Origin of the sequence: Bradyrhizobium sp., assembly GCF_035701725.1 — a bacterium.
GTDB lineage: Bacteria > Pseudomonadota > Alphaproteobacteria > Rhizobiales > Xanthobacteraceae > Bradyrhizobium.
The window spans coordinates 1-20,586 of record NZ_DASSRP010000228.1 but is presented as its reverse complement, the minus strand read 5'-3'; the positions used below and the strand labels follow the sequence as shown (position 1 = coordinate 20,586).

At 63.3% G+C, this 20,586-nt stretch carries 22 protein-coding genes and 2 pseudogenes; 7 read left to right on the top strand and 17 right to left on the bottom strand.

Going from position 1 to position 20,586, the window contains the following annotated elements:
* The 3 genes and pseudogenes from VFL62_RS13320 to VFL62_RS13310 all read right to left on the bottom strand — a co-directional run.
* Positions 1 to 406: pseudogene (locus VFL62_RS13320) on the bottom strand (hypothetical protein); the annotation flags it as partial.
* Positions 407 to 725: 319 nt separating this feature from the next.
* Positions 726 to 1,058, bottom strand: coding sequence for a c-type cytochrome (locus VFL62_RS13315; protein ID WP_325172845.1), 333 nt, complete (start codon positions 1,056 to 1,058; stop codon positions 726 to 728).
* Positions 1,059 to 1,252: 194 nt separating this feature from the next.
* Positions 1,253 to 2,482, bottom strand: coding sequence for an ABC transporter substrate-binding protein (locus VFL62_RS13310; RefSeq protein WP_325172844.1), 1,230 nt, complete (start codon positions 2,480 to 2,482; stop codon positions 1,253 to 1,255).
* A 212-nt stretch (positions 2,483 to 2,694) separates the two neighbouring features.
* Between VFL62_RS13310 and VFL62_RS13305 the strand changes: the two genes are divergently transcribed.
* Positions 2,695 to 3,891, top strand: coding sequence for an MFS transporter (locus tag VFL62_RS13305; protein ID WP_325172843.1), 1,197 nt, complete (start codon positions 2,695 to 2,697; stop codon positions 3,889 to 3,891).
* A gap of 78 nt (positions 3,892 to 3,969) precedes the next feature.
* Here VFL62_RS13305 and VFL62_RS13300 read toward each other — a convergent pair whose 3' ends face one another.
* The 5 genes from VFL62_RS13300 to VFL62_RS13280 form a co-directional block, all read right to left on the bottom strand.
* The gene (locus VFL62_RS13300; RefSeq protein ID WP_325172842.1) at positions 3,970 to 4,509 is read right to left on the bottom strand and encodes a hypothetical protein; all 540 of its coding nucleotides are present in this window, start codon (positions 4,507 to 4,509) and stop codon (positions 3,970 to 3,972) included.
* 286 nt (positions 4,510 to 4,795) lie between these two features.
* Positions 4,796 to 5,017, bottom strand: coding sequence for a hypothetical protein (locus VFL62_RS13295; protein ID WP_325172841.1), 222 nt, complete (start codon positions 5,015 to 5,017; stop codon positions 4,796 to 4,798).
* 271 nt (positions 5,018 to 5,288) lie between these two features.
* Entirely contained in the window at positions 5,289 to 5,516 is a 228-nt protein-coding gene (locus VFL62_RS13290) for a hypothetical protein (protein WP_325172840.1), read from the bottom strand.
* 262 nt (positions 5,517 to 5,778) lie between these two features.
* Entirely contained in the window at positions 5,779 to 6,297 is a 519-nt protein-coding gene (gene ldtR / locus VFL62_RS13285) for a transcriptional regulator LdtR (protein ID WP_325172839.1), read from the bottom strand.
* Between the two features lie 336 nt (positions 6,298 to 6,633).
* On the bottom strand, positions 6,634 to 7,095 hold the full coding sequence (locus tag VFL62_RS13280; protein ID WP_325172838.1) for a DUF6163 family protein: 462 nt from the start codon (positions 7,093 to 7,095) through the stop codon (positions 6,634 to 6,636).
* 176 nt (positions 7,096 to 7,271) lie between these two features.
* Between VFL62_RS13280 and hemB the strand changes: the two genes are divergently transcribed.
* Together hemB and VFL62_RS13270 are read left to right on the top strand one after the other, a co-directional pair.
* Positions 7,272 to 8,330 carry a porphobilinogen synthase gene (gene hemB, locus VFL62_RS13275; RefSeq protein ID WP_325172837.1) on the top strand — a complete coding sequence of 353 codons (1,059 nt, stop codon included), beginning with the start codon at positions 7,272 to 7,274 and terminating at the stop codon, positions 8,328 to 8,330.
* Between the two features lie 107 nt (positions 8,331 to 8,437).
* Positions 8,438 to 9,442, top strand: coding sequence for an NADP-dependent oxidoreductase (locus VFL62_RS13270; protein WP_325172836.1), 1,005 nt, complete (start codon positions 8,438 to 8,440; stop codon positions 9,440 to 9,442).
* Between the two features lie 43 nt (positions 9,443 to 9,485).
* On the opposite strand, the gene VFL62_RS13265 is transcribed toward VFL62_RS13270, so the two are convergent.
* Positions 9,486 to 10,667 (bottom strand): MFS transporter, encoded by a 1,182-nt coding sequence (locus VFL62_RS13265; RefSeq protein WP_325172835.1) that lies wholly within the window; start codon positions 10,665 to 10,667, stop codon positions 9,486 to 9,488.
* 179 nt (positions 10,668 to 10,846) lie between these two features.
* Here VFL62_RS13265 and gcvA point away from each other — a divergent pair, with 179 nt between their 5' ends.
* On the top strand, positions 10,847 to 11,803 hold the full coding sequence (gene gcvA, locus VFL62_RS13260; RefSeq protein WP_325172834.1) for a transcriptional regulator GcvA: 957 nt from the start codon (positions 10,847 to 10,849) through the stop codon (positions 11,801 to 11,803).
* On the opposite strand, the gene VFL62_RS13255 is transcribed toward gcvA, so the two are convergent.
* Entirely contained in the window at positions 11,800 to 12,444 is a 645-nt protein-coding gene (locus VFL62_RS13255; RefSeq protein ID WP_325172833.1) for a DUF6151 family protein, read from the bottom strand. The genes gcvA and VFL62_RS13255 overlap by 4 nt on opposite strands.
* Before the next feature lie 176 nt (positions 12,445 to 12,620).
* On the opposite strand from VFL62_RS13255, the gene VFL62_RS13250 reads away from it, so the two are divergent.
* A complete protein-coding gene (locus VFL62_RS13250; RefSeq protein WP_325172832.1) occupies positions 12,621 to 13,172 on the top strand; it encodes an RDD family protein in 552 nt (183 codons plus the stop codon).
* A 119-nt stretch (positions 13,173 to 13,291) separates the two neighbouring features.
* Positions 13,292 to 14,068, top strand: a complete 777-nt coding sequence (locus VFL62_RS13245; RefSeq protein WP_325172831.1) for an arginyltransferase — start codon at positions 13,292 to 13,294, stop codon at positions 14,066 to 14,068.
* Positions 14,069 to 14,142: 74 nt separating this feature from the next.
* Here VFL62_RS13245 and VFL62_RS13240 read toward each other — a convergent pair whose 3' ends face one another.
* Both VFL62_RS13240 and VFL62_RS13235 read right to left on the bottom strand, forming a co-directional pair.
* Entirely contained in the window at positions 14,143 to 14,619 is a 477-nt protein-coding gene (locus VFL62_RS13240) for a RidA family protein (RefSeq protein WP_325172830.1), read from the bottom strand.
* Positions 14,620 to 14,709: 90 nt separating this feature from the next.
* Positions 14,710 to 16,050, bottom strand: a complete 1,341-nt coding sequence (locus tag VFL62_RS13235) for an Nramp family divalent metal transporter (protein ID WP_325172829.1) — start codon at positions 16,048 to 16,050, stop codon at positions 14,710 to 14,712.
* A gap of 185 nt (positions 16,051 to 16,235) precedes the next feature.
* Here VFL62_RS13235 and VFL62_RS13230 point away from each other — a divergent pair, with 185 nt between their 5' ends.
* Complete coding sequence (locus VFL62_RS13230) at positions 16,236 to 17,474, top strand: MFS transporter (protein ID WP_325172828.1); 1,239 nt, start codon at positions 16,236 to 16,238, stop codon at positions 17,472 to 17,474.
* Here the strand turns inward: VFL62_RS13230 and VFL62_RS13225 are convergent.
* From VFL62_RS13225 to VFL62_RS13205, 5 genes and pseudogenes are all read right to left on the bottom strand, one after another.
* Positions 17,471 to 18,724, bottom strand: a complete 1,254-nt coding sequence (locus VFL62_RS13225; protein ID WP_325172827.1) for an adenylate/guanylate cyclase domain-containing protein — start codon at positions 18,722 to 18,724, stop codon at positions 17,471 to 17,473. The genes VFL62_RS13230 and VFL62_RS13225 overlap by 4 nt on opposite strands.
* Positions 18,725 to 18,771: 47 nt before the next feature.
* On the bottom strand, positions 18,772 to 19,173 hold the full coding sequence (arsC, locus tag VFL62_RS13220; protein WP_325172826.1) for an arsenate reductase (glutaredoxin): 402 nt from the start codon (positions 19,171 to 19,173) through the stop codon (positions 18,772 to 18,774).
* Positions 19,170 to 19,865, bottom strand: coding sequence for an MIP/aquaporin family protein (locus tag VFL62_RS13215; protein WP_325172825.1), 696 nt, complete (start codon positions 19,863 to 19,865; stop codon positions 19,170 to 19,172). Before VFL62_RS13215 ends, arsC begins: the two co-directional genes overlap by 4 nt.
* 2 nt (positions 19,866 to 19,867) lie before the next feature.
* Positions 19,868 to 20,395 carry an arsenate reductase ArsC gene (locus VFL62_RS13210; RefSeq protein WP_325172824.1) on the bottom strand — a complete coding sequence of 176 codons (528 nt, stop codon included), beginning with the start codon at positions 20,393 to 20,395 and terminating at the stop codon, positions 19,868 to 19,870.
* Positions 20,396 to 20,403: 8 nt separating this feature from the next.
* Positions 20,404 to 20,586 (bottom strand): annotated as a pseudogene (locus VFL62_RS13205) (transcriptional regulator); the annotation flags it as partial.

Below are 20,586 nucleotides of genomic sequence, written 5' to 3'. Positions count from 1 at the left end.
TCACCGCCTCGACCAGTGCGGTGGCGCTGGCGCCGAATCCAGGAGCGGCCCGCTCGATCGCGAGCGCCATCTCCTCGATTTGGTCCGCCAACCTGTCGCGATCGCGCTGCGCTGTGGCTTCCGCCAAAGCGCGCTCGGTCGAGGCGACCTGCTGGTCGAATTCCGCCAACTGGGCGCGCAGGGTCTTGGCGCGTTCCTCGACCTCCCGCAGCTTGGCCTCTGCGTAAGCGAGCTTCGCATCGTCGGCACCGGCCACCGCGAGCCGCTCGGCCGCGGCGCGCTTTTCTTCGACCAGCGCTTCGGCGACGCTGACCCGGTCCGCCTGTTTCTGGCGCTCGGCACGCCGATCCCGCAGCGCGTTCTCGAATCGCTCGACCGGGGTGAGTTCGCGTTTGAAAAAAAGCATCCTTCATCATCCCCGACGATCGAGATCGCTGCGCCGAATCAACCGGAATCAATACGCCGGGAAATTAGTCGGAAACTTGGATGACATTGCGGCTCAATCTGGTGCGGCCCCGCCCACGCGCTCGATTCGGCCCATGACGAACAGGAACAACAGCGCGGCGGCGAGGCAATGAGCCCCGACGAGCTAGAGCCCGGCGCCATAATTGCCCCTGTTATCGACACGATGTAGCCGAACGCGATCGGCGTCACGATGCCGGCGATATTGCCGACGCAGTTGAAGCAGACGATCAAACCGGCCGCTCAATTCTCAGAACGTCACATCACCGCGGTGAGCGGGATTGAATAGCTCTGAGATAGTCGATCACCGCTCCCGCATCGTGTTGGCTGAAGCGGAACGTCGGCATATCCGGATGAATGCTGCTGAGTCCATTCTGCAAGCGCCGGCTGAAGTCCGCATCATACAGCTTGTTCTCGCCGAGATGGCGGAACGGCGGCGCGAGCGGATGCGGACTTGACCCGGTCCTGCCGACGGCGTGGCAGCGGCCGCAGGATTCGTTCAATAGCGCCTGCGCCCGCCGCTGCTCCCTGTCCAGCGCGTGCGCCAGCCCGCTGCACGACAAGCCGATCGAAAGGGCCACGACGATTGCCCTCATGTGCGCTCCATTCAGATCAGGCCAAGGCTCGTCATTCCGGGGGCGAATGCAACGAGCGAGAATTTCTCCTCGTCATACGCGGGCCAGACCCCGCGTATCCATCGCCCTTGGCAGAACGCGAACCCGATGGATGGCCGGGTCAAGCCCGGCCATGACAAAAATGGCCGCCGGCGCTGGCGATGGTGGCTCGCCTGCTACTTCTTCACCAGCGGGCACTCGCTTTGCGAAAGCGGCTTGGCCGCATCTTCGGGAGAGATCTTGGCGACCAACTTGTAATAATCCCACGGATATTTCGACTCTTCCGGCTTCTTGACCTCGAACAGATAGGCCGGAATGAGACGGCGGCCGTCGGCGCGCAGCGGTCCCTTGCCGAACAGGGGATCATCGGTCTCGATTTCCTTCATCTTGGCGACGACCTTGGCGCCGTCGTGCGGATTGCCGCCGAGCGCATCCAGCGTCTTCAGATAATGCAGTATCACGGCATAATTGCCGGCCTGCGTCATCGAGGGCATCGCGTGATTGTTGGCCTTCTCGGAGAAGCGCTTGGAGAAGGCGCGCGTGTTGTCGTTCAAATCCCAGTAGAAGGATTCGGTGAAGGTCAGGCCCTGCGCGGTCTTCAGCCCCAGCGAATGCACGTCGTTGATGAAGAGCAGCAGCGCGGCGAGCTTCTGGCCCTGCGCGGTGATTCCGAATTCCGACGCCTGCTTGATCGCATTGGTGGTGTCGCCGCCGGCATTGGCGAGGCCAACGACCTTGGCCTTGGAGGACTGCGCCTGCAACAGGAACGAGGAGAAGTCGGAGGTATTGAGCGGGTGTTTCACGCCGCCGAGCACCTTGCCGCCGTTCGCGACCACCACAGCGGAGGTGTCACGCTCCAATGCGGCGCCGAAGGCATAATCGGCGGTGAGGAAGAACCAGGTATCGCCGCCGGCCTTGGTCAGCGCCTTGCCGGTGCCGTTGGCGAGCATGTAGGTGTCGTAGCTGTAGGAGATCGTGTTGGCGTTGCAGGCCTTGCCGGTGAGGTCGGCCGACGCCGCACCGTTATTGAGCAGGATCGCGTTCTTTTCCTTGACGACATTGCTGACGGCAAGCGCGACGCCGGAATTCGGTACATCCGCGATCGCATCCACCTTCTCGGTATCGATCCACTGGCGCGCGATGTTGACGCCGACATCGGGCTTGTTCTGGTGATCGCCGCTGATCACGTCGATCTTCCAGCCTTTGGCGAGCAGGCCGGAATCATCGATCGCCATCTTGACCGCGACCACCGCGTTGGGGCCGCCGATATCGGCGTAAAGGCTCGACATGTCGTTGAGCACGCCGATCTTGACGTTCTTGTCGTCGGCGAGCGCGGCCGTTGCCGCTCCCGATCCAAGTGCACAGGCAAGAAGCGCAGCAACGTGCCGCTTAAATGTGACAGCCATAAAAATCCCTCCCTGGAATGACCGGACAGCCCTCTTGCGGAGCCTTTGCCCGGAGCTTGATCGCTAATAGATCTTGTTTTCCGTTAGCGGCTGTTGCGGTCCCGGGCAATGCGTCTTTATGTCGATCCCTCGCCGCATCCCCGTTGTCGCCGGCGCGGTGGGGCTGCCGCGTCCGCCGGAAAACGAGCCGCAACCGCGGTGGAGACGATCCAATGAGCCAGGAGACGACGTCAGCTGCCACCCGATCGCCGCTCGCCCGCCTCCCCCGCGGCATATGGGCGCTCGGCTTCGTCAGTCTGTTCATGGATATCTCGTCCGAGATGATTCACGGCCTGCTGCCGGTGTTTTTAACCTCGGTGCTGGGCGCCAGCACTGAACTGGTCGGATTGATCGAGGGCATCGGCGAGGCAACGGCCTCGATTTCCAAGCTGTTCTCGGGCTGGCTCAGCGACCGGCTTGGCAAGCGCAAGCTGCTCGCCGTAGCGGGGTATGGGCTCGCGGCCCTGTCCAAGCCGCTTTTCGCCCTCGCTTTATCTCCGTCATTCGTGCTCGCCGCCCGCTTCGCGGACCGGGTCGGCAAAGGAATCCGTGGCGCACCGCGCGATGCGATGGTCGGTGACATGGTGCCGGTCGGCCTGCGGGGGGCGGCCTACGGGTTGAGGCAAGCACTCGATACCGTTGGCGCGTTCGCCGGTCCTCTCATGGCCGTTGCGCTGATGGCTGGACTGCACGACAACTTTCGCCTGATCTTCTGGCTTTCGCTGATCCCGGCCATGGTCTCGGTGCTTGTGCTCGTCGTCGCGGTGCGCGAGCCGCCCCATGAAGAGGTTGCCGAGCGGCCGGCGCTGAAATTGAGCGCCGTCAAAACGCTCGGCAGAGCCTATTGGATCGTGGTCGCGGTCGGCGCGGTGCTGACGCTTGCACGTTTCAGCGAGGCCTTCCTGATCCTGCGCGCGCAAGGTCTCGGACTTCCGCTGGCGCTGACGCCGCTCGTCCTGGTCGTCATGAACATCGTCTATTCGCTCTCCGCCTATCCGCTCGGCGCGTTGTCGGACCGGGTCAGCCGCCCGCTGCTGCTCGGTGTCGGCTTTGCAATTCTGATCGTGTCGGACATCGTGCTGGCCGTCGCGCCCAATCTGTGGGTGGTAGCGGCAGGCGTTGCGCTCTGGGGCCTGCACATGGGGATGACGCAGGGACTGCTGGCGGCGCTGATCGCCGACGAAGCCCCGGCAAATCTGCGCGCGACCTCGTTCGGCGTGTTCAATTTCGTCAGCGGCGTCGCACTTCTGCTGGCGAGCGTGATCGCGGGCGCATTGTGGGATATGACCGGCCCCTATGCGACCTTTCTGGCCGGCGCCGCGTTCTCGGCAGTCGGGCTGGTCGGTAGCGCACTGGTGCTGCGCAGATAGACGCGTCGGCGCCACGTTACGGAATTAGCGTCGCGTCGGCCGACGTCGAGGCTGGATGCCCTGCGAACCGATATAGGGCTAGCCCGCGGGGCCGCCGCAGTTCTTGATGTCGTTGGCGAGGGTCCAGCTTTCCTTGGTGCGCAGATTGGTCGTCTTGTAAATGCGGCCGCGAAGGTCGGCGGGACATTCCTTTGGCACCTCGACCAGACACAGATTAACCTTGTCGAACACCTGCGACTTGATGATCGAGCTTTCACGGCGCAGCGAAACCTGCACGCCGGAATTGGAGAACCTCACGATCGTGCCGGGATCGGCGCCCTTCTTGGGCTTCGGCGCAATGTCCTCGCCATAGCGGTCGGTGATCGAGGTGATCGTGGTCTCGAAACATTCGCCGACCTTGCGCGGCATCTTTGAGATGCGCTCGGTGTTGGGCAAGTCTTCGTCTTCCAGCGGATCGGGCGCCGGCGACCACTTGTCCGGCGGCGCCGTTCCGGGATTAAGCCGCTCGACCGGCGCGGCGGCGTTCTTATCGGCGAAAGAGGCGAGAAAGCTCGGTTGCTGTGTGCAGGCGCCCGTGGCGAGCAGCGTCAAGAGCCCCACCAGGCGCAGATGATTCATGCGAGGTGTCAGCATCAGCGTGCAAACCGGCTGGTGCCGTCCCCCGCGACCGAAGGCTCAAACCTGCAAACCAACCCAAGAACTCCCTGCCCCTTTTATGCCGCAACCGGCGCCCGACGTTACCGTCGGGACCCACCGGCTCGAACTGACGGATCAGCGCGATAGTGCCGGATTGGGCAAATCTAAGGGCAAAACAAAACGTTTCGCCCGGACAATTATCCGGGCGAAACGTCCTTTAGCAGAGCTTTTGGGAAATCAGAAGCTCGAGGCCTCGAAGCTTGAGACCTCAAAGACCGGTATAGCCGGCCTTGACCGGATCGCTCGAGCCGTCGCGCTCACGCAGGTAAGTGAGGCCACACACCGTCAGCCGATGCAGGTCCGTCTCGCCAGCCTCGAACAGCGTGGTGACATATTGGGTCACCTTTTCCCGTGCCTCGGCGCTGGCGGCAGCGGAATGGTTCATCAAGAGATCGTAGGTCATCATGATTCGATCGATGGCGGCTTCCATAACTCCCTCGCGTTTTGATCAAGTTGCGGGATTGAATAGTCGGCGACTTGCCGGGGCTGACTCTGACATTCACAATATGAACTTGCGGACTTGGTGAGTAACGACTGTCAAATCCACTCCACTGGCGGTCCGGTTCTCACATTCGCAATCCTTCTCGGCGGCCACTTTTGCGAATGTCAGAATCAAAGGACCCCCAGCAAAATTATGTCGTTAGTGGAGTTTAGGGTTTGACATTCGCCGCTCGGAATCGCGGCTTGGTGAGTAGCGAATGTCAAACCCACTCCACTAGCGCCTCGTATTGAGCGATCGCCTTGTTGGCGAGCCTGATCTTGTTGAACTCGCCGCGCTCGAACAGCGCGATGATGATCGCAAGCAACTGTTCGTCGGTGGCAAAACCGTCGGATATGGCGCCGGCCCTGCACAGGTAGTCGGCAGCGATCGCATAGGCGTCGCTGACCACCCCCACGTTCATGACCCTTTTTCCGCGCTCGACGAGCATCGTCATTCTCCGGACCCGCAGCGTTAAGCGCATCCGGGCGCAAAGGTTCCAACCTTGCGGCGCTTTCGGCCGGCGGCCGCCGCCTTGCGCACGGAAAACACACGCGAATCCGTCCGATGTGTTCACTTTCGTATCAACAAAACGACAAAACGCACCGGCTTCGGAATAATCCGAACCGATGCGTCATGGGGAAGTCTTTGCGAGTCGTTGCGGCCGCCGGTCTTTTACGTCGCCGGCTTGGCCGAAACGGAGCTTGTCGTGATCAGAGCCGGTAGAGGATCTGGTCGGTCCAGAAGCGCTCGAGGCGATGCAGCGACTTGTTCAGCGTTGCGAACTCTTCGTTCGAGATGCCGCCAACCTGCTCCACCGTCTTGACGTGCTTCTGATAGAGCGCATCGACGATCTTGCGGATTTCCTGGCCCTGCGCGGTCAGGCGAATGCGAACCGAGCGGCGATCGACACGCGAGCGCTGATGGTCGAGGAAGCCGAGTTCGACCAGCTTCTTCAGGTTGTAGGAGACGTTGGAACCGAGATAGTAGCCGCGCGTGCGCAGTTCGCCCGCGGTCAGCTCCTTGTCGCCGATGTTATAGAGCAGAAGCGCCTGCACCGAATTGATATCGGCGCGGCCACGACGATCGAATTCGTCCTTGATGACGTCGAGCAGACGGCGATGCAGCCGTTCGACCAGAGTCAAAGCTTCGAGATAGAGCGGCTGAACCTGAGCCTGTTGCCCCGGCGCGCGCTCGACGGTTTCCACCGCGGTTGCTGCGGCTTTCATCATGACACTTCCCCTGTTGTCGTTTTTATCGACTTATTCGACGAAACTTTTGTCCCGCCTGATAGGTGCAACTTAAGGGGAGCCTTTGAAGATCAGCTTAAATAAGACAATAAAGAGATCATGAATTTAAGAGAGTGAATCGCGGATTAAGCCTGCAATATAAGGGCCTTTCGCAACCTTTCATTGACGCTGCGCCCACCCCTGTTCACGCTTCGTCTTAGGACCTGTCGCATATGGAAACAACGACGGCGAAAGCGGCAACGCTTGGCTAACGGGTGTGGCCGGCCGCCTTACCATGACCAAATCCTTACCGCGATTTTCGACTTGTTATGGCAGTTGCTATGGCGGCCGTTCACGCGCCGCCATCCATGCCAGCGCCAGATAGGCAATCAGCATCAGCGCCTCGGCGGCGACCACCGCAAGGCTGCCGCCATAGATCGCCGGGAACATGAGCTCGATCACCGTCATTGAAACGACGGTGATCAGCCAAACCACTGCGCCCCACGGCGTTGCAAGCCAGAGCCCGACGGCGGCGACGAGTTCGATGACCGCGAAGTAGACCGTGGAAGCCTGCCAGGCCAACGCCTGGTTTTCGAAGGCCTCTTCTTCGCCGCCGACAAAGCCGGTGACCTGCGCCCAGTGGTAAAGACCCTTGGCGACGGAGACCACGGCCATGATGCGCAGGAAGAACACCAGCCGGCGGGTCCAGACGTTATCGCCGGTCTCGATGCGTTCCGACGATATCGCCTCGACCGATATCGCATGATCTCTGGAAGAGTCGCGTGCTGAGCTGTCTGACATCGACGAGGTTTGCCGGGACGGCGGTGAGATGGAATGTCCGGGACCAGTCATGGCCCGTCGGCATCGTAAAATCAATTGGGTGTGCGTGCCGCCTCGCCGCGGTGACGAAAGCCGAACGGGGTGCTAGGATAAGGGCGCATCACCCGCCAGCCAGTCGTTCCCGGAGACACCATCAAATGGCGATCAAATTTGGGCGTCCGATCGAAATGCGCGATACGCCGCGCCGAGACGCCTCCCTCTCCGCCAATCGCCTCGACCTGACCATCCGGCCGCGCCGCAACCGCAAGGCGGAATGGGCGCGCCGCATGGTCCGCGAAAACGTGCTGACGACCGATGACCTGATTTGGCCGCTGTTCGTCTCGGAAGGCAACAACAAGCGCACCGCCGTCGTCTCGATGCCCGGCGTTGAGCGCCTGTCGGTCGATCAGGTGGTGCGCGAGGCCGAACGCGCGGTCAAGCTCGACATCCCCTGCATCGCGCTGTTTCCTTATACCGATCCGAATTTGCGCGACGAGGCGGGCTCGGAAGCGGTCAACCCCGATAACCTGGTGTGCCAGTCGGTGCGCGCGCTCAAGAAGGAGTTCCCCGACCTCGGCGTGCTCTGCGACGTCGCGCTCGATCCCTACACCAGCCACGGCCATGACGGGCTGCTGCAGGACGGCAAGATCCTCAACGACGAAACGGTTGCGGTGCTGGTGCGGCAGGCGCTGGTGCAGGCCGAAGCCGGCTGCGACATCATCGCGCCTTCCGACATGATGGACGGCCGGGTCGGCGCGATCCGCCAGGGACTGGATGCTGCCGGCTTCCTCGACGTGCAGATCATGTCCTATGCGGCGAAATATGCCTCCGCCTTTTACGGACCGTTCCGCGACGCGGTCGGCTCGGCGAAGACGCTGACCGGCGACAAGCGCACCTATCAGATGGACAGCGCCAATTCGGACGAGGCATTGCGCGAAGTCGAGCTCGACATCGCCGAGGGCGCCGACATGGTGATGGTCAAGCCCGGCATGCCCTATCTCGACATTCTGCGCCGGGTCAAAGACGCCTTCGCGATGCCGACCTTCGTCTATCAGGTGTCAGGCGAATACGCGATGCTGATGGCGGCCATCAACAACGGCTGGCTCGATGGCGAGCGCACGATCATGGAAAGCCTCACCGCGTTCAAGCGCGCCGGAGCCGATGGCATCCTGACCTATTTCGCGCCGCAGGCGGCGGAAAAACTGAAAAAAGGGTAGCCGGTGTGGCGGTGCGGAGGTCGGCATCATCGCCGGTGCGAATTCGCCGTGCGGGTTTCTGAGCCAAAGCCACACTAGATCAATCGTTTTGGGTCGAGGTCTTCCGGATGCGCGCGCTCGTCCTCGCAGGCTACGGCGGACCCGACCGCACCGCGCTGGCCGAAGTGCCGCAGCCGGTCCCGGGGGCCGGTGAACTTCTTGTTCGAGTCCATGCCGCCGGACTTAATCCGGTCGATTACAAAACCCGTTCGGGCGCGCTGAAGGTAGTCCAGCGCTATCCGTTGCCGATCACGATGGGCAACGAATTTTCCGGCGTCGTCGAAAGCGCAGGTCCCGGCGTGAGCCGCTTTGCAAAGGGCGAGCGCGTGTTCGCGCGCGTCGGCAAAGCGATGATGGGCGCATTCGCCGAATACGCTCTGGTCCACGAGGATGACGCGGCGCAAATACCGGCATCGCTGGACTTTCTGTCGGCTGCGGCGGTGCCGCTTGCCGGCCTCACCGCGCTGCAGGCATTGCGGGACGAGTTGGGCCTGCGCGCCGGCCAACGCATATTCATTCCCGGCGGCGCGGGCGGCGTCGGCACGTTCGCGATCCAGATCGCCAAGCACCTCGGCGCCTATGTTGCGACCACGGCGTCGCCGCGCGGCGACGCGCTCGTCAGGCGGCTCGGCGCCGACCTCGTGATCGACTACACGCGCGAACGTTTCGAGGACAAGCTTGCGGACTATGATTGCGCCTTCGATCTCATCGGCGGCGATACGTTGGCGCGGCTGTGGCCGGTTCTCAAACCCGGCGGACAGGTTGTCTCGATCGCCGGCATGCCCGACCCGTCGACGGCCAAAAAGAACTTTGCAGGCAGCTATCGTCTCGCTGTTCTGTTCTGGATCGCCAGCCTGACCACCCGTTTGCGCGCGGCCCGCCGGGGCGCAAAATATCGCTACATGTTCATGCATGCGAGCGGGGCGGACCTCGGCTATCTGGCTTCGCTCATCGATGCCGGAAAGCTCAACGTGATCATCGACCGCGTCTTTCCGTTCGCCGAGGCCAAGGACGCGATCGCCCATCTCGAGAATGGCCACGCCAAGGGCAAGGTCGTGCTGCAGATGTGCTGATCCGATAGAGCACGGTAATCCGCGGCCGGGCTTGCCGCGGATGTCAAATCCGCTTCATCAGCGCGATCGCCAGCGGCAGGATGACGGCGGCCGTGATCGCGGTCGCCAGCAGCGCGCCATGCGCGCCGACCGCATCACCCAGGATTCCGAACAGGATCGGCGCGGTCGCGCCGGCGCCGATGGTGCCGGTATAGAAGATCGCAAACGCCTGCTCGGTACGACCCGAGGGCGCGAGATCCGGCACGGTGCCGTAGAGCACCGAGGAGGTGCCGTTGAGCATGACGCCGAGCAGGGGCAGCACCAGCAAGGTCGGCGCCAGCGGCAGCACCAGGACCGTGAGGATCGCGACCGCCGTGCCGGCTTCGGTCAAACGCACCGTCGCGAGCAGCCCAAATCGCGCCCCTAACCAGCCGCATGCGAATTTTCCGGCGGCGCCACCGATGAAGACCAGCGCCAGCGCCTGACCGACCACCGACAGCGAGGCGCCCTGCTCCTTCAGGAGAAATGGCAGGAAGGTGAGAAATCCCATGCGCACGCTGGAATCGAGAATGCCGATCGCAAGCAGGAGTCCAAACCCGCCGCGCGTACCGGAGCCGTGAGGTCCGGCCTTGGCGGCCTTGGACAGGCTGCGCAGGTTCGCCGGCAGGAAGATCGCGACCGCCACAGCGACGATCAGACCGAGCGCAGCCAGCGCCCACAGCATGTGATGCCAGGTCATGACAACCAGCAGCAACGACGCGCCGCTCGGAATCGCGGCCTTGCCGACGTCGCCGGCGAAATTGTAGGTGCCAAGCGGACCACGCGCGTCATCCTGGTAAGCACGCGAGACCGCGGCGGACGCGATCGGGTGCTGCGTGCTCAGGCCGCAGCCAATCACGACCAGCGCCACGCAGAGTCCGGCAAGCCCGGTCGAATAACCGGCCACCATGTAACCAAGTGCCGCGAGCGCGGTGCCCATCGCCAACGTGGTGCGTCCACCGATACGCTCAGCGATCCGGCCCGCAGGCACCTGCAATCCGGCCATCGACGCCGCCGCCAGCGCGCGCAAGAACGCCAGCGCGCCGTAGCCGATCGCAAACTCGGCCTGCCAGATCGGCAGGAGCAGGTAAATCAGGTCGGTATAGCCGTCGTGCAGCGCGTGTGCGGCGCAGGCGGTCCAGAGCGTGCGGGCGCGCGAGATCGGCGGCATCGCGGCCATTTCATTGTTGGTGCCGAGAGCGCTCATCCAGGTTTCACGTGCGAACGTCCGGTGGCGATGATGAGGCGCCAGGGGAGAATTCCTCCCGTTGGCGGTGCGCTCCGGAGCAGAGCAGTTTGATTTATAGACATAGATCTGTAGTGAAGCGCCTTCAACTGAGCTATTTTCTCTCCTGATGGGAGAAAAAGTCACTCGAGGAGCGCGCCGTGGCCGGTGAACACGAGTTGCCGCTGAATGCCATCCGGACGTTTGAGGCAGCGGCACGGCGCGGCAGCTTTGTCGGGGCCGCGAAAGACCTGCACGTGACGCATTGGGCGGTCGGCAAGCAGATCAGACTGCTGGAGGACTGGCTCGGCGTCCCCCTGTTCGAGCGCCGCACCCGCGGCGTCGCGCTGACCGACCATGGCGCGGAGCTGCTGTCCGACGTCAGCGCGGCGCTGTCGCGCCTGACCTCGGCGACCGGACGGCTCCGCGAGCCCGCATCGGCGCAGCGCCTGTCCGGCGTCGTGCGCGTCAACGCGCTGTCGAGCTTTGCGCTTCGCTGGCTGTTGCCGCGGCTTTCGAAATTCACCGACGCTCATCCCGGCGTCGAAGTCAGGATTTCCACCACCTCGCGCAAGCTGCGCTATGTCGGCACCGCTTTCGACATCGGCATCCGCTCGGGCGTCGAGCACGGTGCGGGCGTCCGGTGCGAGACATTGATGCCCGACCGCCGCCTGCCGGTGTGCAATCCGAAGATCCTGCGCGAGCGGCCGATCGAAACGGCACAGGACCTGCGCCGGCACGTGCTGCTGCATTCGACGACGACCCGGTCGGCCTGGCCGCAATGGTTCGCGGCCGCTGGCGTTCCTGGCCTGGTGCCTGTTCGGCATCTTGAGCTCGATCACGTCTACCTTCAGCTTCAGGCGGCCATCGACGGCCTCGGCGTTGCCCTGGGCTCGCTACCGCTGATCGAAGCGGACATCGCCGCGGGGCGCCTGGTTTGTCCGATCGCGGCTCCCGAATATCGCGCCGACGACTATCAGCTCGTGATCCCGACGGACCGCCTCCGCGATGGCGCGATCAAGGCGTTTCGAAGCTGGATTCTGGCGGAGGCGGCCGAACCGCCGATGCATCGCGCGCCGCAATCGACGACGCGCCGCAAGCGCGGCACGGTGCGCTAGGTCGCCGCGCGTTGGGTGGCCGCCGTCGGATGCGGTCCGCAATAGGGACGCAGCGCGTCCCGCTCCTCGCTCGTGAGAACGTCGACGGGATAGAGCGGCGCGCCACCGTCGCGACTGAAGAACGGATGCGGCCAGACTTTTCCGAACAAGCGCCAGCCCAGCACCTTGCCTATCACGCTCATCAGCAGCAACGGCTGGATTCCAGTCGTGCCCGGCGGCGGCCCGCCGACCGCATATTTTCCCAGGATGGCGCCGGTCATCGGGCCGAATATGTCTTGCGCGCGCCGGGTCCCGTGATCGAACGCGGCAGCGATGATGCCGACAAAGGGAACGGAGGGCGAAAGCGTGTTGCCGACCGGGGTGTTACAGCAGGCGGCATACCATCGATAGAGTCCCTTGGGCGACAACCGCAGTCCCCTGATCCGGTCCTGTCCCTGCACGAAGGCAAACGATGCCGGTGCAACCTGGATGATGTCGGACAGACCTTGCGCGCCGAACAGGTCGGCACGTCCGAGCCGGTGCAGAAAGGCCTGGCAATCCTCGCAGTAACAACCAACATGATTGACGGCCCGCCGCGAAGCGTCCGCCACAAAGCCGCGCACTTGTCCACAGCGACAGCGAAATTCCGCCCGTATACCCATCAATTGGCCCCTTCGCGCAGATTGGCTTGCGCTCGTGAGGTTGGGACGCGACGCCCGCCGATGTCGAGCCCAGAACGCCCGAAAATGGCGGAATATTTCCGACCGTCCGCGCGCGGCCGGCCTTGCAATGGCCCGGCCCATGCCCATGTCCAGGTCACCTGTTGGAGGGACGGATCATGTCGTATAGCGGTTCTGGGAATACCGGCGCCTATGGCGGCGCGGATCGCGGCGATGTGCCGCCCCATGCCTTCGATCCCGACCGTGAGCCGGAACTGTTTCGCGGCGTGCTGACCCGGCGGGTGTTCGCGTTTTTGATCGACCTCATCGTACTCTCGGTGCCGGTCGTGTTCGGCTATGTCTTCATCGCCGTGTTCGGCCTGTTGACGCTCGGCCTCGGCTGGATGCTGTTTTGGCTGGCGTGGCCGGCCTCGGTGCTGTGGGCCATCGTGTATTATGGCGCCTCGCTGGGCGGGCCGCATTCGGCGACGCTGGGCATGCGGGTGATGGACCTGGAGCTGCGCACCTGGTACGGCGCGCCGGGCTATTTCGTGCTGGGTGCCATGCACGCTGTGCTGTTCTGGGTTTCTGTTTCGTTTCTGTCGCCGCTCATCGTCCTGGTCGGCCTTTTCAATGGCCGCAGGCGGCTGCTGCACGATTTCGTGCTCGGAACAGTCATCATCAACACCTCGGTACGCGCCCCCCTGGGCCAGCCGGCCCGGACTTTTTGAGCCAGGTGCGGAAATTGCCCGAAAAGATCCGGACGGCAAACGGTTTGCAAACCAATTGACCGTTAGGCTTGGTAGCGCGATGCTGCGTTGTGTGTCGCTTACTGGAACTGATAAGTCCCGTGACCCAGCATTCGCGTGATACCCCGCAATTCTATCTGACCGCGCCGTCCCCCTGCCCCTATTTGCCGGGCCGGCACGAGCGCAAGGTCTTCACGCATCTGGTGGGCGAGAAGGCCGGCGACCTCAATGACCTCCTGACCCATGGCGGCTTCCGCCGCAGCCAGTCGATTGCCTATCGGCCGGCCTGCGACCAGTGCCGCGCCTGCGTCTCCGTCCGCGTGGTCGCCAACGAGTTCCGCCCCTCGCGCAATTTCCGCAAGATCCTGGCGCGCAACGCCGATATCGTCGGCGAGCAGCGCAGTGCGGTGCCGACGTCGGAGCAATATTCCATCTTCCGCGCCTATCTGGACCAGCGTCATCGCCATGGCGGGATGGCCGACATGACGGTGCTGGACTACGCCATGATGGTGGAAGACAGCCACGTCGAAACCCGCATCATCGAATACCGCCGCCGCAATGCCGACACCGCGATCAGCGGCCGGGGCAGCGATCTGGTCGCGGTGGCACTGACCGACGTGCTCTCCGACGGGCTGTCGATGGTGTACTCATTCTTTGAGCCGACCGAGGAAAACCGCTCGCTCGGCACCTTCATGATCCTCGACCACATCAACCGCGCGCGGCGGCAAGGGCTGCCCTACGTCTATCTCGGCTACTGGATCGAAGGCTCGAAGAAGATGGACTACAAGGGCCGCTTCCTGCCGCAGCAGCGCCTTGCGCCTTCGGGCTGGATACGGATCGACGCCTCGGGCGAAATGCTGGCCGAGCCGCAGGAGTAGCGAATGGTGTGTGGCCAATAGCGAATGGGATTTTTCGTCACAATTCGCTACTCCCTATTTGCCATTCGCGATCACTATTTCTTCACCGGCGCGTAGAACGTGCCTTCGACCTCGCAGATGTCATCGTCCTTCAGGCGATGCACCTCGATGATGGTGCGCGGTGGATACGGCCCCTGTCCCCAGAACTCTTCCTGGATCTTGTTCACGATCGGACGGTAGCGATACATGTCCGAGACGTAGACGACGAGGCGGGCCGCGTCGCGCAAGCTCGCGCCCTCGGATTCCGCGATCAGCTTCATGTTGGCGAATGCCTGGCGGATGCGCGGTTCGGCGCCCTGGACCAATTGATTGGTTTTCGGATCGATGCCGCGCATGCCGGCGATGTAGACGTAGTCACCGGCGCGGGTGCCAAGGCTCCAGGTGCCGGTCGGCTTGATCGCGCCTTCCGGCGCCAGCGTCTTCACGCCCGCAGGCGACAACGGCAATGGTTCTGCGGCAAAAATCGGATGAACCCACCACAACGCAGCAAACAGCAGCACTATTTTTTTCAAGACGACCTCCGGATTTAAGGCGCGAATGGCGAATACGGAGTAGCGAATAGTCGGAATGATTTCCACTCGCTATTCGCTACTCACCATTCGCTACATTGCATAATCCCAGACCAGCTTGGCATTGAGCGCGATGATCAGGACAGCCGTTGCGATCGCAAGTACGCTCAGCCAGCGCGGCGCGACGAACGGACCCATTTTGCGCCGGCTTGCGGTGAACATCACGAGCGGTACCACGGCAAGCGGCAACTGCAGTGAGAGCACGACCTGGCTGAGGATCAGAAGTTTTCCGGTCGCTTTTTCGCCGGCCCACAGCGTCACCAGAACCGCCGGCAGGATCGCGATCATCCGCGTCAAGAGACGCCGCAACCATGGCGCGATCCGCCAGTTCAGAAAACCCTCCATCACGATCTGGCCCGACAGCGTCGCGGTGATGGTCGAATTCAAGCCGCAGCAGATCAGCGCGACCGCAAACAGCGTCGGCGCCAGCGTCGAGCCAAGCAACGGCGCCAGAAAAGCGTGGGCCTGGTCAAGTTCGGCGACGTCGGTTTTTCCTGTCCGGTTAAAGGTCGCCGCCGCCAGGATCAGAATCGAGGCGTTGATGATGAACGCCAGACAAAGCGCAATCGAGGAGTCGATCGTGGCAAGCCTGATGGCCTCGCGCTTGTCCTGCCCGCTCTCGCCGATGTAGCGGGTCTGCACCAGCCCGGAGTGCAAATAAAGGTTATGCGGCATCACGGTGGCGCCGAGGATGCCGAGCGCGAGATACAGCATCTCGCGATTGACGATGATGTCAGAGGTCGGCAGGAAGCCGCGCAGCACCGCGCCCCAGTCAGGATGGGCGAGCGCGATCTGGACCGCAAAGCAGGCCGCGATCACGCCCAGCATCGCCACGATAAAGGCTTCAATCCAGCGAAAGCCGAAGGCCTGCAGCGCCAGGATCAGGAACACGTCCGCAGCGGTGAGTACGACGCCGACCGAAAGCGGAATCCGAAACAACAGATTGAGGCCGATCGCGGTGCCGATGACCTCGGCGAGGTCGGTCGCGGTGATCGCAAGCTCTGCGGACAGCCAGAGCGGCAGCGAAACCCAGCGCGGATATGAATCGCGGCAAGCCTGGGCGAGATCGCGGCCGGCGCCGACCCCAAGCCGGGTGCACAGCGATTGCAGAACGATCGCCATCGCGTTCGACAGCACCGCCACCGCCAACAACGCGTAACCGAATTTGGCGCCGCCAGCGAGCGAGGTCGCCCAGTTGCCGGGGTCCATGTAGCCGACCGCGACGAGATAGCCCGGGCCGAGGAACGCAAGCAGCTTGCGCCAGAACGGTCCGCCTCTTGCCGTATCCACCGAGCCGAACATGTCGGCCAGCGACGGCGTTCCGCGCGGCTGGCGCCAGGCCGTCCCTTGCGCGTGCGAACCGGCCTGATCCATTTTGCGGCCCTCGGCGCGAAAATCCGGATTTCGAACGTCCATTCGGTCAGAATGCCGAAACTGAGACCTTATTGCAACTAATTTGCAACTGCATCTGGCGATCCATCCCGCCGCGATCCGAAATCGGGTGGGTTTAAGCGGCCACAACTTCAACTATGGCAGCCAAAGAGATCAAGGAGTCTGTCATGTCCGCGTCCGGAACCGCTTCCCTGCCGTCAACCTTCAACCGCCTCGCCTGGTCCAACCTTGCCGCGCAATCGGCCGAGCAGATCGCGCTGGCCGCCGCGCCCATCGTCGCGGTGCTGCTGCTCGGGGTCGGCGAAGGCGAGACCGGCCTGTTGCAGACCGCGCTGACGCTGCCCTTCATCCTGTTTGCGATTCCGGCCGGTCTTCTCGCCGACCGCATCTCGCGCCGGCGATTGATGGCGGGCGCCGAAGCGCTGCGCGCGGTCGCCCTGCTCGCGATTCTTGGCCTGATCGCCCTGCACCAGCTCTCCATGCCGCTATTGGCGTTCGCCGGTTTCGTCGCGGTGTGCGGAACGGTGGTCTACAGCGTGGCCGCGCCGGCGCTGGTTCCCTCGCTGGTGTCGGCGCAGCAATTGCCCGCCGCCAACGCCAGAATCGAACTCGCACGCACCATCGCCTTTGCCAGCGGCCCGGCGCTCGGCGGCGTTCTCGTCGGCTGGCTCGGCGCGGCGCCCGCCTTTGCCGTGGCGGCGGCGCTCTCTGTCGTCGCTGTCGTGCTGCTGTCCGGCCTCTACGAGCCGCAGCGCGCGGCAGCACCCCGCCGCCATCCGCTGCATGAGATCAAGGAAGGCGCTGGCTTTGTGCTGCACCATTCCCTGCTGCGGCCGGTGTTCGTCACGCAGTTCATCTTCAACACCGGCTCGTTCCTGCTGCTCGCGATCTTCGTGCCCTATGCGGTTCACCGCCTCAACCTTTCGGCGACCGGCGTCGGCGTCACGCTCGGCATGTATGGCGTCGGCATGGTGGTCGGCGCGCTGCTGGCGACGCGGGTGATGCAACGCCTCGCCTTCGGCACCGTGATCGGACTTGGCCCGGTCGCCGGCTTTATCGCTGCCGCCATGATGGCGCTGACCACGGTGATCCCGTCGGCCGCGCTCGCAGCCTTAAGCTTCTTCCTGCTCGGCGTCGGTCCCATTCTCTGGGTGATCTCGACCACGACGCTGCGGCAATCGGTGACGCCCTCGAAGCTGCTGGGACGGGTGTCGGCGATCAACATCCTGAGCTATGGCGCGCGACCGCTGGGTTCGGCGCTCGGCGCGCTGATCGGATGGCTCTCCGGCGCGGAGGCCTGTCTCTACGTCGCCACCGCGATCTTCGCAGCGCAGGCCCTGGTGATCCTGATGTCGCCGGCGGTCGCGCTCGACCGCCAGCCTGCGATGGTCGGAGAGTGCGCCTAACTTTTCAAATAGCGCTCGTAGCGGCCGGCGAGGACCTCGTCGGTCGCGATCGCCGGCTCGAGTGTGTAGAGATCCTGCGCGCGCCCGATCCCGCGCAGCGCAAAGCGGCCGGTGGACACGAGATAATTTTGCCCGGCCGTATCGAGGCCATCGCGAAAGGCCGCTGACACCAGAAGTTCGCGGTCGACCGAGCGGCACATCGAGGCGATGCGGCTGACTTCGTTGACTGTCGGTCCCACCACGGTGAAATCCAGCCGGTCGTCATGGCCGATATTGCCGTAGAACACCTCGCCAACGTGCAAGCCGACATAGGCCGACGTGACCGCCCTGCCCTCGCCGCCCCGTTTTGCATTCAGCCCGATCATGTTGAGGCGAAAGCGATACTCGGCCTTTAACGCGGCGCGCTTGGCCTTGCTCATATTCTCGCTGGTGAACATCGCCAGCACGCCATCGCCCATCAGCTTCAGCACGTCGCCGCCGCAATCGTGGATGGCGTCGATCGCGGCCTGCGCATAATCGTTCAGAAACGGGATGATTTCGTCGGGCGCAATGCTCTCCGTGATCGAGGTCGATCCGCGCAGGTCGGAAAACCACAACACCGCGTTGATCTGCTCGGTGACGCCGCGCGATATCTTGCCATGCAGAACGCGCTCGGAAGCGTCGCGACCGAGGTAGACCCGCCCCAGCGTTCGCACGATATCGACCTGCTGGGCCGACTTGATCACCATTCCCAGCACCGGAACCAGATCGCGCAAGGCGTCAAGCTCGCGCTCGCGGAACCCGCCCTCGCGCCGGGTCAGCCAGTAAGAGTAGAAGCAGTCCATCTGCCCGAGCGCGCCGGTCTCGCCAAACCGGTGCACGAAGCCGAGCATATGCCGGTGGCCGCGCTCGATCAGTTCGGGCATGCGCGAGAACCGGTGCACGTCGGGATCGGCGAGGTCGAGCCGCAGTTCATCATGCCCGCCTTCGAGCATGTGGTAGAACACCGAGCGCCGCCAACCGTCGTCGTTGTCGCCGGTCGGCCCATATTCGAAAGAATCGCTTTCGTTACTGTCGGTATCGTTCCAGCGAAATCCGCGCCCCTCGAAGATCGGATGCAGCGTATCGATGAAGACGAGGCTGCGCGACAAATCGAGCCCCGCGGCGCAGCAGCGCTCGCAGAAGCCGCGGATCACGTCGTTTTCGGGCAGGCCGGTGAGACCCTGGCTGATCAGCCAGTTCATCAAGTCGACACGGGTGGCAAGTTCCATGGGGTGGGATTATGACCCGCGATCGTGGCGCGCGAAAGTCCAACTCGCTACTTCCGCGTGACGCGTTCTCCGTCTTCCTTGACAAAGGAGGTCACGGGATGGTCGAGCAGATCGAGCACCATTTCCGACGGCCGGCACAGCCTGGTACCTTTCGGCGTCACCACGATCGGGCGGTTGATCAGGATGGGATGCGCCAGCATGAAATCGATCAGCTCGTCATCGCTCCATCTGGGATCGGCGAGGCCGAGTTCGGCGTAGGGCGTGCCCTTCTCGCGCAGCAATTGCCGCACGGTTATTCCCATCGCCTTGGTCAGCTCGATCAGCTTTGCCCGATCCGGCGGCGTCTTGAGATATTCGATCACATCCGGTTCCTCGCCGCTTTCGCGGATCATCGCCAGCGTGTTGCGCGAGGTGCCGCAGGACGGGTTGTGATAGATCGTGACGCTCATGGATGAACTTCCTTTGCGACAACGGCAGCTTCACCCTTCGATCGCAGCAGCCAATCGGTCAGCCAGAGCGCCGCGAGCGCGCCGGCAAATTCGGCGGCGATGAAGGCCGGGAGATCAGCGGGCCGGATGCCGGAGAATGTATTGGTCAGCGATCTTGCAATGGCAACGGCCGGATTGGCAAACGAGGTCGAGGACGTGAACCAATAGGCCGCCGTGATATAGAGGCCGACCAGCCAGGCGATCGCCGGCCGGTTGAATTTCAGTCCCGCCAGAATGGTCACGACGAGACCGAAGGCGGCGACGCCTTCGGCAAGCCATTGCGCGCCGCCGGTCCGCACCTTGAGCGAGGCATCCCACAACGGCAGTGCGAACATCACATGCGCCATCAAGGTCCCGGCGACGCCGCCGGCGATCTGTACCAGCACATAACCCAGCGCCTCGGAGGCCGGAAGTTCACGCTTCAGCGCGAAGACCATTGTCACCGCTGGATTGAAGTGCGCGCCCGAAATCGGCCCCAGGATCGTGATCAGCACCACCAGGATCGCCCCGGTCGGGAGCGCGTTGCCGAGCAGCGCAAGCGCGACATCCTTGGTGAGAGTTTCTGCCATGATGCCCGAGCCGACCACGGTTGCCACCAGAAGGGCGGTGCCGAGCGCCTCCGCGGCCAGACGGCGGTTAAGGTCAAACAGCATCGTCAGCCTGCCTTTTCCTGACCGGAGGTCGCGCCGGGACCACGGCCGATCTCGCGCAGCTTGGCGCCAAGCGAGAGACGGTCGATGCTGGCGAGCGGCAGGCTGGCGAAGGCCCCAATTCTGTTCTTCAGATAGCGAAACGCCGTCACAAACGCGGCTTCCTTCTCGAGGTCGGTGCCTGCCACCTCGGCCGGATCTTCAATACCCCAATGCGCCGACATCGGCTGGCCCGGCCAGACCGGACACGTTTCACCGGCGGCGTTGTCGCAAACCGTGAACACGAAATCCATCGGCGGTGCATCGGCTGCGGCAAATTCGATCCAGCTTTTCGACCTCAGATCGTCCGTCGGGTAGTCGAACTTCTGCAGGACCCTGATCGCAAACGGATTGATCGCCCCCTTGGGCTGGCTGCCGGCCGAGAAACTCCGAAAACGGCCCTGGCCATCCTTGCGCAGGATGGATTCGGCCAAGACCGATCGCGCGCTGTTGCCGGTACACAGGAACAGAACATTATAGATGCGCTCAGACATCGGCGCTCTCACGCATTGGCTTTCCTCCTGGGCTTGGGCGAACAGCACGGCGCCAGATCTTCGACCAGCGGTGCGCAGATTTCGGGTCGGCCATCGCAGCAATCCTTCAGCATGAACAGCATCACCGCGCGAAACTGCGCGAGTTCGGCGCGATAGACGATCGACCGGCTGAAGCGCCGCGCCGAAATCAG

Bases quoted from the DNA above. Each gene is read 5' to 3' on its own strand.
- VFL62_RS13315 (WP_325172845.1), bottom strand. From the start codon at position 1,058: ATGAGGGCAATCGTCGTGGCCCTTTCGATCGGCTTGTCGTGCAGCGGG.
- VFL62_RS13310 (WP_325172844.1), bottom strand. From the start codon at position 2,482: ATGGCTGTCACATTTAAGCGGCACGTTGCTGCGCTTCTTGCCTGTGCA.
- VFL62_RS13305 (WP_325172843.1), top strand. From the start codon at position 2,695: ATGAGCCAGGAGACGACGTCAGCTGCCACCCGATCGCCGCTCGCCCGC.
- VFL62_RS13300 (WP_325172842.1), bottom strand. From the start codon at position 4,509: ATGAATCATCTGCGCCTGGTGGGGCTCTTGACGCTGCTCGCCACGGGC.
- VFL62_RS13295 (WP_325172841.1), bottom strand. From the start codon at position 5,017: ATGGAAGCCGCCATCGATCGAATCATGATGACCTACGATCTCTTGATG.
- VFL62_RS13290 (WP_325172840.1), bottom strand. From the start codon at position 5,516: ATGCTCGTCGAGCGCGGAAAAAGGGTCATGAACGTGGGGGTGGTCAGC.
- ldtR (WP_325172839.1), bottom strand. From the start codon at position 6,297: ATGATGAAAGCCGCAGCAACCGCGGTGGAAACCGTCGAGCGCGCGCCG.
- VFL62_RS13280 (WP_325172838.1), bottom strand. From the start codon at position 7,095: ATGTCAGACAGCTCAGCACGCGACTCTTCCAGAGATCATGCGATATCG.
- hemB (WP_325172837.1), top strand. From the start codon at position 7,272: ATGGCGATCAAATTTGGGCGTCCGATCGAAATGCGCGATACGCCGCGC.
- VFL62_RS13270 (WP_325172836.1), top strand. From the start codon at position 8,438: ATGCGCGCGCTCGTCCTCGCAGGCTACGGCGGACCCGACCGCACCGCG.
- VFL62_RS13265 (WP_325172835.1), bottom strand. From the start codon at position 10,667: ATGAGCGCTCTCGGCACCAACAATGAAATGGCCGCGATGCCGCCGATC.
- VFL62_RS13255 (WP_325172833.1), bottom strand. From the start codon at position 12,444: ATGGGTATACGGGCGGAATTTCGCTGTCGCTGTGGACAAGTGCGCGGC.
- VFL62_RS13250 (WP_325172832.1), top strand. From the start codon at position 12,621: ATGTCGTATAGCGGTTCTGGGAATACCGGCGCCTATGGCGGCGCGGAT.
- VFL62_RS13235 (WP_325172829.1), bottom strand. From the start codon at position 16,050: ATGGATCAGGCCGGTTCGCACGCGCAAGGGACGGCCTGGCGCCAGCCG.
- VFL62_RS13230 (WP_325172828.1), top strand. From the start codon at position 16,236: ATGTCCGCGTCCGGAACCGCTTCCCTGCCGTCAACCTTCAACCGCCTC.
- VFL62_RS13225 (WP_325172827.1), bottom strand. From the start codon at position 18,724: ATGGAACTTGCCACCCGTGTCGACTTGATGAACTGGCTGATCAGCCAG.
- arsC (WP_325172826.1), bottom strand. From the start codon at position 19,173: ATGAGCGTCACGATCTATCACAACCCGTCCTGCGGCACCTCGCGCAAC.
- VFL62_RS13215 (WP_325172825.1), bottom strand. From the start codon at position 19,865: ATGCTGTTTGACCTTAACCGCCGTCTGGCCGCGGAGGCGCTCGGCACC.
- VFL62_RS13210 (WP_325172824.1), bottom strand. From the start codon at position 20,395: ATGTCTGAGCGCATCTATAATGTTCTGTTCCTGTGTACCGGCAACAGC.